The 15,369-nt window shown below is 32.4% G+C and carries 11 protein-coding genes; 9 read left to right on the top strand and 2 right to left on the bottom strand.

The genetic code is table 11. The features are described 5' to 3' along the window. Positions 1–77 precede the first annotated feature (77 nt). The 7 genes from LGK97_RS06030 to LGK97_RS06000 all read left to right on the top strand — a co-directional run bounded on the left by LGK97_RS06030 (position 78) and on the right by LGK97_RS06000 (position 8,718). Positions 78–1,925, top strand: a complete 1,848-nt coding sequence (locus LGK97_RS06030) for a peptide ABC transporter substrate-binding protein (RefSeq protein ID WP_226258848.1) — start codon at positions 78–80, stop codon at positions 1,923–1,925. Between the two features lie 97 nt (positions 1,926–2,022). Beyond that, positions 2,023–2,967 (top strand): ABC transporter permease, encoded by a 945-nt coding sequence (locus LGK97_RS06025; protein WP_226258847.1) that lies wholly within the window; start codon positions 2,023–2,025, stop codon positions 2,965–2,967. After that, positions 2,964–3,932, top strand: coding sequence for an ABC transporter permease (locus LGK97_RS06020; RefSeq protein WP_226258846.1), 969 nt, complete (start codon positions 2,964–2,966; stop codon positions 3,930–3,932). Before LGK97_RS06025 ends, LGK97_RS06020 begins: the two co-directional genes overlap by 4 nt. Positions 3,933–3,944: 12 nt before the next feature. Further along, positions 3,945–5,003: an ABC transporter ATP-binding protein gene (locus LGK97_RS06015; RefSeq protein ID WP_226258845.1), complete on the top strand. Its 1,059-nt coding sequence runs from the start codon at positions 3,945–3,947 to the stop codon at positions 5,001–5,003. Further along, positions 4,996–5,934 (top strand): ATP-binding cassette domain-containing protein, encoded by a 939-nt coding sequence (locus LGK97_RS06010; protein WP_226258844.1) that lies wholly within the window; start codon positions 4,996–4,998, stop codon positions 5,932–5,934. The genes LGK97_RS06015 and LGK97_RS06010 overlap by 8 nt, the downstream gene beginning before the upstream one ends. Before the next feature lie 208 nt (positions 5,935–6,142). Beyond that, entirely contained in the window at positions 6,143–7,630 is a 1,488-nt protein-coding gene (locus LGK97_RS06005) for an MBOAT family O-acyltransferase (RefSeq protein ID WP_226258843.1), read from the top strand. A gap of 56 nt (positions 7,631–7,686) precedes the next feature. Next, positions 7,687–8,718, top strand: a complete 1,032-nt coding sequence (locus LGK97_RS06000; RefSeq protein ID WP_226258842.1) for a hypothetical protein — start codon at positions 7,687–7,689, stop codon at positions 8,716–8,718. A gap of 111 nt (positions 8,719–8,829) precedes the next feature. Here the strand turns inward: LGK97_RS06000 and rbr are convergent, their stop codons facing one another. Together rbr and LGK97_RS05990 are read right to left on the bottom strand one after the other, a co-directional pair. Continuing rightward, complete coding sequence (rbr, locus tag LGK97_RS05995; protein WP_226258841.1) at positions 8,830–9,414, bottom strand: rubrerythrin; 585 nt, start codon at positions 9,412–9,414, stop codon at positions 8,830–8,832. A 167-nt stretch (positions 9,415–9,581) separates the two neighbouring features. Beyond that, entirely contained in the window at positions 9,582–10,355 is a 774-nt protein-coding gene (locus tag LGK97_RS05990; RefSeq protein ID WP_226258840.1) for an epoxyqueuosine reductase, read from the bottom strand. A gap of 193 nt (positions 10,356–10,548) precedes the next feature. Between LGK97_RS05990 and LGK97_RS05985 the strand changes: the two genes are divergently transcribed. Further along, positions 10,549–12,321 carry an aminopeptidase P family protein gene (locus LGK97_RS05985; protein ID WP_226258839.1) on the top strand — a complete coding sequence of 591 codons (1,773 nt, stop codon included), beginning with the start codon at positions 10,549–10,551 and terminating at the stop codon, positions 12,319–12,321. Between the two features lie 258 nt (positions 12,322–12,579). Then, the gene (locus tag LGK97_RS05980) at positions 12,580–15,330 is read left to right on the top strand and encodes a DUF5050 domain-containing protein (protein ID WP_226258838.1); all 2,751 of its coding nucleotides are present in this window, start codon (positions 12,580–12,582) and stop codon (positions 15,328–15,330) included. Positions 15,331–15,369 lie beyond the last annotated feature (39 nt).

Here is a 15,369-nt window from a genome sequence, read left to right as displayed (position 1 = left end):
ATTTAATCTAGTAAAAGGATTATAGCCGAAGTTCTTTGTAATTTTGGTTAAATAAAATAAAACAGGGGGGTAATTTTATGAAAAAGGTAGTGTCAATGGCAATTATCCTATGCATGGTTTTATCTGGATGTAGTTCTGGTGGAAAGAAGGCAGATGAAGCCAATGTAGCAGCAGTGCAAGAATACTCTACAGTATATTCAGGAGAAATTAGTACATTAAATTATTTAATTACCGCAAACGAAAATGAATTTGCAGTTGCGGCCAATTCAGTGGATTGCTTAGTAGAACATGACAAGTATGGAGTTGTAAAGCCTTCGCTTGCAACAGATTGGTCGGTATCCGAGGACGGTTTAGTTTGGACTTTTAATCTTCGACAAAACGTAAAATGGGTAACCAGTGAAGGAAAAGAATACGCAGAAGTTCAGGCACAAGATTTTGTAGATGCCATGCAGTATGTTTTAAATCCTAAAAATAATTCGAACACTTCAAATATAGCTTATGGTGTTTTAAAGAATGGAGAAAAATTCTATAAAGGTGAAATTACGGACTTTGCAGAGGTGGGGATCAAAGCAAAAGATAAATATGTGGTTGAATATACATTAGAAAGAAATACACCATACTTTTTATCCATGCTTACTTATGTATGTTTCTTCCCTGTTAATGGAAAATTCTTAGCTGAAGTAGGAGATAAGTTTGGTACAGATAACAATAATATTTTATACAACGGGTCATATATAATGCAAACCTTCCAACCACAGACAAATAGAATATTTGTTGCTAATGACAGCTATTGGGATAAAGATAATGTATTTATTAAAAAGTTAACTTATAGCTATAACAAAGAAGCAGATACTTTATCACCAGAACTATTTTTACGTGGAGAGATTAGTAGTACTACTATTCCAACATCTTCTATTGACAATTGGATGAATGATGCTACTAAAAAAGAAAAAGTACACCCAGCAGCTACTACCTTCTATACTTATTTCTATGCTCTTAATTTTGACCCTAAATTTGAAGCTAAATATGAACCTGAAAATTGGCGTATAGCCGTAAATAATTTAAACTTTAGAAAATCTTTATTCCATGCATTAGATAAAAAGGCGGCTATGATGACTTCAGAGCCCTTTGAACCAGAAAGAAGACTTTCTAATACTATTACTCCTAAAAACTTTGTAGATTTCAAGGGACAGGATTATACTAAACTTGGAGAATTAGGTAAGTTTGCAGCAACAGATTCTTTTGATGCAAAAGAAGCGACTAAATTCAAAGAAAAGGCTCTTAGTGAATTAAATGGAAAAGCATCCTTCCCTGTTAAAGTTGTAATGCCTTACAATACAGGAGCTTCAGATTGGACAAATCGTGCACAAGTTATAAAACAACAAATGGAAAATGTTTTAGGAAAAGAATATATTGAAGTTGTTTTATTGCCATATCCAACTACTGGTTTCTTAAAGGCAACAAGAAGAGCTGCAAATTATGGACTTATGGAATGTAACTGGGGACCAGACTATGCAGATCCAGAAACTTATACAGACCCATTCGCACCATCTGGTACCTATAATTGGCCACAATTAGCAACAGAATATAAAGAAGCAAATGGAAAAAATAAATATGAAAATATGATTAATGCAGCTAAAGCAGAGGTAAAGGATATTGAAAAAAGAGATAAGCTTTTCGCAGAAGCAGAGGCCTTCCTTATTGATCAAGCCTTTGTTATTCCATATGCTATTGGTGGAGGCGGTTTTGTAGCTTCTTACCTAGATCCATTTACTTCACTTTATTCACCTTTTGGTGTCTCTGGAAATAAGTTTAAGGCACAGAAACTTTTAAGCAAGCCTATAAATACAGAAGAATATAAAAAAGGGTTTATTGAGTGGGAAAAGGAACGTGCAGATGCATTAAAAGCGGCACAAAAAAAATAAAGGGAGTATGAATATTAGCAAGGATTATTTAATAATACTCCTTGCTAATGTATCTTATTAGGGTATTATTACATTCCATGAAAAGGAGGAAGCGCAGGTGTTAAAATACGCATTTAAAAGATTGGTGCAATCCATATTCACATTATTTGTTATAGTAACCGTTATATTTCTTCTCATGAGACTAATGCCAGAAGAAGGCTATTTTGGACAGGGCTATGAGAAGCTAGATGTAGTCCAAAAGGAAACAATTTTGAGAAATATGGGACTTAAAGATCCTGTACATATTCAACTTGGAAACTTCTATAAAAAGCTGGCGGTTGGTGACTTAGGAGAATCCATTGTGTATAGACCTAAAGTTCCAGCAACGGAAATAATTAAGTCGAAAATTAAGTATTCCTTATATTTTGGACTATCAGCTATGGCTATTTCCTTGGTGCTAGGTATTAGTTTAGGAGTATTAATGACCAGAAATAAGAGCAAGTTTTGGGACAAGATGGGCACTGGTTATATTGTGCTCATTAATGCAGTGCCAGCAGCGGTGTACTATTTATTCTTGCAATTATATGTTACGGACCTTTGCAAATTACCAATTCTCTTCAAGGTAGAGAATCCTAAAAGTTGGATTTTGCCTGTGATTTCTATGTCTCTTGGCAGTATTGCAGGATATGCTATGTGGATGCGACGCTATATGGTAGATGAGTTAAATAAAGAATATATCAAGCTTGCAAGGGCTAAAGGGCTAAGTAATAAAACAATTATGATGAAGCATGTTTTGCGTAATGCATTTGTACCTATGGCACAGTATCTTCCGGCTTCACTTTTACTAACTATATCTGGCTCTATTTATATTGAATCTTTGTACTCCATACCTGGAATGGGTGGATTACTTGTTGATGTAATACAAAGACAGGATAACAATATGGTTCAAGCTTTAGTATTAATCTATTCAGCCTTAGGTATTATGGGTCTTTTGCTTGGCGACTTATTAATGGCTGGAATTGACCCAAGAATTAAACTAGGAAGTCGAGGTGGGTCAAGATGAAGAATAAGGAATTAGATAATATTGCCAAAGGAATAAATGAATCATTGTTTAGCTTTGCCAATCAAGATGAGAGAGATGGCGAGAAGGTTGGATATTCTAATTATTCTTATTGGAAGTCTACTTGCCAAGTATTCTTAGCTAATAAGGTGGCGACATTTTTGCTAATAGTGGTAATATTACTGGTGTTATTTACTATAATACAGCCTTATTTGCCTAGTCAAAAGTCTCCATTAACTATTTACAATAATCCAGCCACGGGGTTGCAGTTTAGAAATCATGCTCCAGATAAAGAATTTTGGTTTGGAACAAACTCTATTGGGCAGGATCTATGGGCAAGAATATGGAGTGGTACTAGAACATCCCTATTTATAGGTGTAGTTGTAGGTATTTGGGAAGCTATTGCAGGTATTTTAGTGGGCGCATTGTGGGGATATGTTCGTAAGTTAGATACAATTATAACAGCAATTTATAATGTATTAGATAATATACCCACAACTATTATTTTAGTTCTTTTAGCTTATATCCTAAGACCAAGTCTTTCCACTTTAATTATTGCAATGTGTTCTATTAACTGGCTAGGCATGGCACGTTTTGTTAGGAATCAAATTGTAATAATTAGGGACAGGGAGTACAACTTAGCATCACGTTGTCTTGGAACACCTACCCATCGTATTATTACAAAAAACCTACTACCTTACTTAGTTTCTGTAATTATGCTTAGAATGGCATTGGCGATTCCTGGTGCTATCGGTTCTGAAGTTTTTTTAACTTATATAGGATTGGGGCTACCCTTAGACATACCGTCCCTTGGCAACTTAATTAATGAAGGAAGAGTAATTATGATGATTCCCACACTTCGTTACCAATTGATTTTCCCTGTAGTGGTACTATCTATTATAACCATATCCTTCTATGTTATGGGAAATGTTTTTGCCGATGCAGCAGATCCAAGAAATCATGTGTAGGAGGGGTTTAATATGAATACATTAAATAAAGATAAAGTGGTTCTATCAGCAGAAAATATTGTGATTAAATTTCGCCTTAGAGGAAGAGTGCTTACGGCAATAAGAGAAATTTCCTTAAATCTATACGAAGGAGAAAGCTTGGCTATTGTAGGGGAATCAGGCTCAGGAAAGTCTGTATTTACAAAATCATTTATTGGTTTGTTAGATGGAAATGGTTGGATAGATTCAGGAATTATAAAGTATAAAGAGCATGAAATTTCAAAATTTAAAGCTGAAAAAGATTGGTTGAAAATTCGAGGTAAAGAAATTGCAATGGTATTTCAAGACCCTATGACCTCGTTAAATCCTCTAAAAACAGTTGGAAAACAAATTCAAGAAGCTGTAGAACTTCATCAGGGGTTAAAAGGAGAAAATGCAAAAGGCGCAACTCTTGAAATATTAAGAGATGTGGGTATTTCAAATCCAGAAGTACGATACAAACAGTACCCTCATGAATTTTCAGGCGGAATGCGGCAAAGGGTCGTAATAGCTATATCTGTAGCTTGCAAACCTAAAATTCTAATTTGTGATGAGCCAACTACAGCCTTAGATGTAACAATACAGGCACAAATATTGCAACTGCTAAAAAATTTACAGGAAAAATATAAACTAACTATAATATATATAACTCACGACTTGGGAGTGGTAGCAAAAGTAGCGGATAGGGTAGCTGTAATGTATGCCGGTGATATTGTAGAGATTGGCATGACGGAGGAGATATTTTATAATCCACAACATCCCTATACTTGGGCATTACTTTCCTCCCTTCCACAATTAGGGGTTAAAGGTGAGCACCTATATTCTATTAGCGGAACGCCGCCTAATTTGTTTAATGAAGTTAAAGGCGATGCTTTTGCACCACGAAATCCAAAGGCATTAAAAATAGATTTTGTAGAAAGACCTCCCTATTTTGAGGTAAGTTCCACTCATAAAGCAAGAACATGGCTTTTAGATCCACGGGCACCAAAAGTAGAACCGCCTGAGGCCATATCAATAATGCGTAAACAATGGAGGGGTGAAGAACATGAATAATGCCCAGCGGGAAGTTGTACTAGAAGTTAAAAATCTAAAAGTAGAGTTTGGAGAGCATAAAAATAAAACCTTTACTGCGGTAGATGATGTAAGCTTTAAAATTTATAAAGGAGAAACTTTTGGTTTAGTGGGAGAATCAGGTTCTGGAAAAACTACTATTGGTAGAGCTATTATAAGAATTAACAAAGCCTCAAGTGGCGAGATACTTTTCAAAGGAGAAAAAATCAATGGTAAGATACCTGCTAAACTAGATGCAGAGGTAACAAGAAAAATTCAAATGATTTTTCAAGATCCTATGGCATCTTTAAATGAGAGAGCCAAGGTAGATTATATAGTGTCCGAGGGAATGATTAATTATAAAAATTATAGTGGCGAAGAAGAACGTAAAGCAAAGGTAGCACAGGCACTGCTAGATGTAGGCTTATTACCGGAATTCGCAAGTAGATTTCCACATGAATTTTCTGGAGGACAGCGCCAACGTATAGGTATTGCTAGAGTTTTGGTGATGGAACCAGAACTCATTATTGCAGACGAACCCATTTCTGCTTTAGATGTTTCCATACGTGCCCAAGTTTTAAATTTACTTTCTGATTTGCAAAAGAAAAATAACTTGACCTATATGTTTATAGCTCATGACCTAGCGGTAGTTCGTTTTATTACGCAGCGAATAGCAGTAATATATAAAGGAAAGATTGTGGAACTGGCAGAAACTGAAAAACTTTTTGCAAATCCACTTCATCCATACACACGTGCATTGCTTTCAGCTATTCCTTTACCTGATCCACGAGCAGAAAGGCAAAAGAAGCTAGAATTTTATGATCCAAGTTGTCATGACTACAGCAGCGATGCTCCTTCTTGGGTTGAAGTAGAGCCTGGGCACTTTGTTTTAGCAAATAAAAAAGAAGTGGAAGAATATAAGGCTAGTGTGTAAATAATCTACAATTTAATGCTTTTAAAACAGATAAAACCATAAGTATGTCCAGTGGCATATAATATTAATGGTTTATCTGTTTTTTTTTGATTTAATGTAGAATATGTTGTAGAATGATGTGGGACAAGTTGTAATTTAAATTAAATATTTTAATATATATCAATATATATTAAAAAAAATTTTAAAAGAGTTTAGAAGAGGTGATAGTTTGTTATTTAATTCTGTTAGTTTTTTAATATTTTTCCCTGTAGTTACAATTTTATATTTTTTAATACCGCATAAATTTAGGTATCTATGGCTGTTAATAGCTAGTTATTATTTCTATATGTGTTGGAATCCAAAATATGCAATACTAATTGCAATATCCACTATAATTACCTATCTTAGTGGATTATTAATACAAAGAGTAAGTGAAGTTAAGGATGTACATAAAGCCATTAGATTAAAAAAAATTATTCTTATATCTAGTTTTTCCAGCAACTTAGGAATTTTGTTTTTATTTAAGTATTTGAACTTCTTTACATTAAATCTAACTACTATATTAGCAAAATTTAATGTTTTACTAACGATACCAACTTTTAGGTTTATGTTGCCTGCAGGTATTTCTTTTTATACATTCCAAGCATTAAGTTATACTATGGATGTTTATAGAGGTGATATTAAAGCAGTAAAGAACTTAGGGAAGTATGCTTTGTTTGTATCCTTTTTCCCTCAGTTAGTAGCGGGACCTATAGAAAAATCAAAGGATTTATTATATCAATTTAATGAAAAACATTATTTTGACTATAATAGAGCCAAGCATGGTTTGCTATTAATATTATGGGGATTTATGCAAAAAGTTTTAATTGCAGACAGGCTAGCGGTACTAGTTAATACTGTATATAATAATCCAAAGGATTATAAAGGGTTTCAAATTATCATAGCTACTGTTTTTTTTGCATTTCAAATATATTGTGATTTTTCATCTTATTCTGATATAGCAAGAGGATCTGCAGAGGTTATGGGCTTTAGATTATCAAAGAATTTTGAGAATCCTTATTTTTCAAAATCCATAAAGGAGTTTTGGAGACGTTGGCATATTACTTTAAGTGGATGGTTTAAGGATTATTTGTATTTTCCTTTAGGGGGAAACAGGCGTGGTAAGCTAAGAGGTTATCTTAATGTAATGATTGTTTTTTTAGCTAGTGGATTGTGGCATGGAGCTGCACTAAATTTTGTTATTTGGGGAGCATTACATGGGACATATCAGGTGCTAGGAGACATATTTAAGCCTGTAAAAGAAAAATTAATAAGTGTTTTTAAAATTAAAACTAATATGTTTGGATATAAGTTGTTCCAAGTTTTAACAACGTTTATACTGGTGGATTTTGCATGGATATTTTTCAGAGCGGGTTCATTTACTTATGCAAAAATAATAATTAAGAATATGATGACTTTTAATCCATGGATATTTACCGATGGGTCAATATTTAAATTAGGATTAGATTCAAAAGATTTCTTCGTAGCAATACTAGGAATAGTCATTGTTATAGCTGTGAATGCTATCCAATCATTCAAGAGCTTGCCACTTGAATTATCAAAACAAAATCTAATATTTAGATGGAGTGTATATTTAACTGCTGTGGTATCAATATTGATATTCGGAATGTATGGCACAGCATTTGATGTCCAAAAATTTATATACTTTCAATTTTAACAACATTGTAACCTAAGATTAAAGGGTTGTGGTTGTATCTACAGGAGGTGCTTTACTTGATTAAAAAAGCAATTTTGAAAGCAAGTATTTTTATTGTTATAGTAATATTTATTATATCATTTTTAAATCCTCTGCTCATAATGAAATCAGGATACTATAGTAGTTATTATCAAGGATTATATGCCAATACAGGTGATAAGTATGATGTTGTGTTATTGGGTTCAAGTCATATGCATGCAGCTGTTAACCCAAATGTATTATGGAATGATTATGGAATGACTAGTTTTAATTATGCATCATCAGGTCAACCTATTGATGTTACATATTATCTATTAAAAGAAATATTAAAGAAGCAAGAAAACCCTATTGTTGTAGTTGATTTATATTACTTGGGGTTAACTAATGAATATGGGAATGGGCCATATATTAGCAATGTGCTTGATAACATGAGGTTTTCTAAAAATAAAATTGAAGCGATTATGTCTTGTACTCCAATAGGAGAATGGAAAAACTATGTGTTCCCATTTGCAAAGTATCTTAATAGATGGAAAGAATTAACGGAAGAAGATTATAAACTTGATAGGTTAAGTACTTACTTTGAAAAAGGTTTAAATGTTGGAAATGAGAAGTATGGTAAAGAAAATAATGCTAATGCTTTTATCGAAGGAGTAGAAGATCTTCCGCCTAAATCTGAAAAGTATTTAAATAAAATTATTGATTTATCTAAAGAAAAGGGATTTAAACTCGTATTTATTAATGCGCCTTATGATGAGACAAGTACTTTAGGAAACATAACTTGGCATAAAGCTCCGAGTAAAATGTTTAATAAAATTGAAGCAATATGTAAGGAAAATGATATTGAGTTCATTAATTATAATAAAAAGCTTGATGAAATTGGATTCAATTTTAAGTCTGATATGTTCAATATTGGGCACCTAAACATATGGGGATCAAATAAAGTTACAAAACATTTAGGTGAGTTTTTAGAGGGAAAGTATGATTTAAAAGATCATAGAAAAGATAAAAGCTACGAGCAATGGAATGAGGACTACTTACTTTATTTAAAAGAACAAGAAAATATTAAGTAAAAACTTGGTTAACATATTGAAATTTCATGGAATATTTTAATAAATTAAGGACTGTAACAAGATTTGAGTAGGTTACTTAAATCTTGCTACAGTCCTTTTACAGACTAATGTCTAATAGTTTTCTACAGATACTTCAAAGTGTGCTTGAGGATGTATACAAGCAGGGCAGATCATTGGAGCCTCAGCACCTTCATATATAAAACCACAGTTCAAGCATTTCCAAGTAACTGTTTGGTCCTTACTGAATACTGAGTTTGACTCTATGTTCGATAATAATTTTCTATATCTAGCTTCATGATGTTTTTCTACTGTAGCTATACTTCTAAATATAGCTGCAATGGCAGGAAAGCCTTCTTCGTCAGCAACTTTAGCAAATTCAGGATAAAGAGTTTCCCATTCTTCATTCTCTCCACAAGCTGCAGCAAGAAGATTTGATTTTGTATCGCTAAGTCCTACTGGAAATGTAGCAGTAATTTCAACTACTTCATTAAGCATTGTTTCATTTAATGCCTTAAAGAATCTTTTTGCATGTTCTTTTTCATTATCAGCAGTTTCTGTGAATATATTAGAAATTTGTACAAAACCTTCTTTTTTTGCTTGAGAAGCATAGTAAGTGTACCTATTACGTGCTTGAGACTCTCCGGCAAAAGCCTTCATAAGATTTTCCGCTGTTTTCGTTCCTTTTAAAGTATTCATTAATTAACCCTCCCACATTTTTAATATTATAACTAATAGTACTAAGACTAGTATATCACTCAATTTTTAACTTTTCAATGTTATGAATTCATAAAATAATAAAATATAAAAAGAGCTTTAAATAAGAGTGGAATTAGTTGACTAAGTCAAATAAGTTTCTTATTAAATTATAATAAATTGACATTCAAGGGATTCAATGTAGAGCAAGGTATATCAACTAAACATTTGCCACAAACATCGCAAAGGCCGATGCTAGGATACAACTTATCATTATATAAGCACATTTCGTAACATTTGTGTCTGTCAAAACCATCGACGGTTAAAGCATCATTTACACATCTATCTACACATTTCTTACATGTCCCCATATGCTTGTACAAACAATTCTCTCCATCTTTTCGTTTAGTAGGTTCAATCTTTAAATCGGTTATTAAACTACCAATCCTTCCGCAGCAGCCATTATCGGTAATTAACATATTGTTTAGCCCAAAGGTTCCGAGTCCAGCTATAAAGGCAACATGCCTATGTGACCAATCACTAATTAATTTTTCACTATCAAAGTTATGTGTTGCAGGTGTGATTTCTGATTTGTAACCTAATTTTTCTAATTCATCTTTAATAAATATGTTCAAATCTAAAATTAATTGATTAGTTTCTACATATGCTCTTGCCCAAATTTCAGAGCTTTCTTTTCCTTTTATATTACTTTCAATTACCATGTTGTCAAAAGGTATAAAATATGTGACTACAGTTTTAGCTTCTGGCAACAAGTCCTTTGGTAGTGCATGGGAAGGGCTTACAACATTTTTAAGGTTATAGAACATACTATCCATGGGGTCTGCGTAGGCTATTAAAGGTTCCCCCCATTTAGTTTCAACTCCTCTAGTTTCTGAATAATGTGTTACAAAGTCTTTTATCATTAACTGCATTTTATTATTCATTTCAACCCCCTAAAGATATATTTGATTTAAAGATTTTACATTGCAACCTTCTATAATATAGTAAAATTATATTATATTCCATAAATAGTTGCAAGAATATTTCACCATATAATCTTATGTTATTTATGGTATAATAAAGTTAGTAATATAAAATATTGTAGATGGAAATTTACAAGTTAATGAGGTGACTGTAATGAATATAAAAGAAAGAATTGAAGAATTAAGAAAGCAGATGAGCGCAAGAGATATAGCTGCGTACATTGTGCCTAGCTCAGATCCACATCAAAGTGAATATGTAGCTCAGCATTATACTGCTAGGACATTTATAACAGGATTTACAGGTTCAGCTGGTACTGCAATTATAACTTTAGATGACGCTATTTTATGGACTGATGGAAGATACTTCATACAAGCTGAAAGTGAATTAAAGGACTCGGGAGTATCATTATTTAAAATGGGAGAGCCTGGAGTTCCTACTATTGAAGAGTTTCTAAAAGGATCACTTACTACAGGAGCAAAGATTGGTTTCGATGGAAAAGTTATTTCGCAAGAATATTTTAGAACTTTACAAAAGGCATTAGAAAGCAAAGAGTTTTTATTTGAAGTTAATGAAGATCTAATAGATAAGATATGGGAAGATAGACCAGAAAGGCCATGTACCCAAGTAATATTACATGATGTTAAGTATGCTGGAGCATCAAGGGAAGAAAAACTTGCCAAAGTAGCTGCGCAAATGAAAAATATGGGAGCAGAGTACTATGTTATATCAGGACTTGATGATATAGCATGGCTATTAAACATTAGAGGAAGAGATGTAAAATGTAATCCTTTAACAATATCATATGTGTTAATTTCAGAACATAGATATTATTTATTTATTGATGAGAGAAAAGTTGATTCAGAAGTTAAAGTTGCACTTAAAAGGGCCAATGTAGAAATAATGCCTTATGACAGTATAGGGGAATTTTTGAAAGAGATTAAAGATGGAACAATATTACTTGATCCATCTAAAAACAGCACTTGGATATATAGCTGCATAAGTATTAAAACTTTAGAGGCTATGGATATAACTACTAAATTTAAAGCTATAAAAAATGATATAGAAGTTGAAAATATTAGAAAAGCAATGGTGCGTGACGGTGTGGCTATGGTTAAGTTTATAAACTGGATAAAGAAAACCATAAAGACACGTAATATTACCGAAATAGAAGCAGCAGATAAAATCTTCGAAATTAGAAGTTCAGGAGAAAATTTCTATGACCTAAGCTTTGGATCAATTTCAGCTTACAGAGGTAATGCTTCTATGCCTCATTATAGTGCTACAAAAGAAAATCAAGCTACCATAACAGCAGAGAGTCTATATTTATTAGATTCTGGTGCTCAATATTTAGATGGAACAACTGACATTACAAGAACTCTAGCAATGGGAAAATTAACGAATGAAGAAAAAACGGATTTCACTCTAGTGCTTAGAGGAATGATAGACTTAACTATGCAAAGATTCCTATATGGAACTACTGGTTCAAATTTAGATATCATAGCTAGAATTCCGCTTTGGAATGCAGGAATGGATTATAAGCATGGAACAGGGCATGGAGTGGGTTTCTTCTTAAATGTTCATGAAGGACCACATAGAATTGCTATGGTTCCAAATACTATTAAGCTTGAAAAGGGAATGGTAATGTCCAATGAGCCAGGAGTTTATAAGTCAGGAAAGCATGGTATAAGGATAGAAAACTTAGTGGTTGTTAAAGAAGATGAAAACACCGAATATGGTGGACAATTTATGAGTTTTGAAACTTTAACTGTATGCCCTATAGATTTAGATGTTATTGATGTATCTTTATTAACAGCTGAAGAAAAATTATGGTTAAATGGTTATCATAAAACTGTATTTGAGAAACTATCTCCTTATTTAGATGGAGAGGAACTAGAATACTTAAAGAAAGCAACAGTAGCAATATAAGTTAGTAAAAGTTAAAGCGGTGCAATTGTACCTGAATTTGATAAAAGACCCAGTATAATTTTTAACTATACTGGGTCTTTTATATATAATATTGCTAAAAATGCTGATATGAGTAAAATCTAGATGTATAGTTTGTGTATAAAATATAATAATGAAAATAGTGGATTTACATGAAATATATACAGTTGGACTAAGCTATAGCTGCATGTTAGAATATGTTCATATTTATATTATTATAATTATCAAGGGGGCAAGATAATGAAGAAAAAAATTAATTATAAAAGAATTTTACTAACATTTGTGGGATTTTTGATTGTAGTTGGACTTACAATTGAAAATCTTATTAATTTGCAAGTAGAAGCAGCAGTGGCGTTACCACAGGTTTCAATTGTTTCGTTAGATCATTCTCCTTTTGTTGAAGGTGACAAAAATGAATTTTATATAGCTTCTAAGGGTTATACTGGGAAGGTTCAGTATCAGTTATTTTATAATAGTGAAACAGCTATGGGGAGCAAGTGGCAAATAATTAATAACAGCAATATGTCTAATGGATGGACGAGTCCGGTGAATGCTCAAGAGCTTGTAAAAGTAGATATTAGTAAATTAAAGCTGAATGCTGATTATTATAGATTTTCAATAAGAGTTAGAAGAGTAGGGATAAAAGGAAAGTTCAGCAACTCTTATGGAGATTACGATAGTGCATATCCATTTACAATGGATGTACTAAAAACTAAAGATATTAATTTAAATGGGGACATGTTAATTAATAAAAATGATTTCACACAAAAGGAGGATTTAAAGATTCAAGGCACAAGCACTGATGCATCAAATGTACAATATAAACTTCATTTATATGATGTTAAAAATGATAAGTGGCTTACTAATTTAACAGATTATAGTGACAACATTAATTATAATTTAAGTAAACTTCCAGCAGGGACGTATATAGTTGATATCTGGGCAAAGAATAAACAATCAACTAATAAATATGATGGTTGGAAACTAAGTGTTATTAATGTTAAAAATGAAACGGTACCCAAAGTGGATATAGTGTCTTTAGAACATTATCCTTTTGTAGAAAAGGATAATAATGAGTTCTTTATAAATTCTAAGGATTATAGTGGGAAGGTACAATATCAATTATTTTATACCAATGATAAAACTATGAATGGTAAATGGGAATTAATTAATAATGAGGATATGATAAACGGATGGACAAAATCTACAGGTGCTCAGGAACCCGTTAAGGTAAATCTTAGCAAATTAAATTTAAAGCTAGAGCTTTATAGATTTGCAATTAGGGTAAGAAGAGTAGGGGTAGAGGGTAAATATAAGAATCAATATGGTGATTATGATGATGCTTATCCTTTCAATGTAACAGTTGTTAGTAATACTGATATAAAGCTATCAGGTAACCTATTGATGGACAAAACGGATTATGCTAAAAATGATCAACTTAAAATTAATGGTGTAGAAGGCGCTGCGCAAAATGCGAAGTATATGCTTCACATTTATGATACGGTAAACAACAAGTGGCTTACAAATCTAACAGAGTATAATGATAAAATAGATTATGACTTGAGTAATATTCCACAAGGAACCTACATTGTAGATCTTTGGGTAAAAAATAGTGGCGGAGCTCAAAAGTATGATGGCTGGAAATTAAAAGTTATAAAGGTTACCTCGGACTTAGTAAAAATATCTAATGTGGAGGATACTAAGGTAACTGTTAAAAGAAATACAAGGTATGTGTTGCCACAAAACATAACTGTCACATTAGAAGATGGAAGTAAGTTAAGTAAGCCTGTGGAGTGGAATACCCAAGCTGATACAAGGAAAGCAGGTGTATATGATCTTTACGGCATAATTTTAGGATCTGATAAAAAGGTAAAGCTCACCTTAGTAGTTGAAGAAACTATGGGAAATACTTCTGGTAACATAGCAAACTTAGGAATAGTAGCAGAAAAAGATGGATGGATTTTCTATTCTAATTATTCAGATGATGGAAAGTTATATAAAGCAACTAAGGATGGCAAAAATGTTACAAAGATATGTAATGATAATGCACTCTATATAAATGTAGTTGGTGAGTGGATATATTATGCTAACACTTTAGATGGGCTTAAATTGTATAAAATAAAAATTGATGGTACTAATAGAACTAAGATTTTAGAAGTTAGTGCAGAGCAAATTACAGTAGTAAATGATTGGATATATTTTATTAATGATTTAGAGGATTTTAAAATTTACAAGGTAAAAACTGATGGAACAGCATTAACAAAAATCAATAATGATGCATCTATTAATTTGAATTTTAAGGATGATTTCATATACTACTCAAATTTATCGGATGCTGGTAAAATATATAAAGTTAGAATAGATGGTGTGGGTAGAACAAAAGTAAATAATGATACCTCAGCTTTTATAAATGTGCTGGAAGAATGGATTTACTATTCAAATGCCTCTGATAATCAATACGTGTATAAGATTAAAACAAATGGTACTGAAAGAACCAGAGTAATTGATGAAGCAGCAACATTTTTAAATGTAACTAATGATTCTATATACTACTTAGATTTTCTCGACGAAGGCAGAGTGGTTAGAAGAGATTTAACTGGAAGTAGAGAGAGTAGAAAAGTGCAAACCACAGATTTTGGATTTTTTATAAATGTGACTGATAACCTAGTATTTTATCAAATGGAAGAGAATGACTCTATTTATTATACACTTAAAGATAAAGTAAATAGGGGAATGGAATTTGGAATCGACATAGCAAGTGTAACGGAGTCAAACCTAACAGTTAGAAAAGGCAATACTAGAGAGAGTTTGATGCGGTTTGTACCAAGTACAGTTATCGCTATAGGGGTAGATGGAAGAGAGAGGATACTTCCTGTATCTTGGAATATAGGTGAAATTGATACAACAAAAGAAGGAGAGTATGTTTATGAAGCTACCTTGCCAGGATATAAGGTTAAGGCACTTCTAAAAATAAAGATTATTGAAATGTAAATAATAAATCCATCAGAATATTATTCTGATGGATTATTG

The sequence above is a fragment of the Clostridium sp. CS001 genome, assembly GCF_020443565.1.
GTDB lineage: Bacteria > Bacillota > Clostridia > Clostridiales > Clostridiaceae > Clostridium_AD.
Note: the sequence above shows the minus strand (reverse complement) of the source record. Positions and strands in the feature narration are given on the sequence as shown.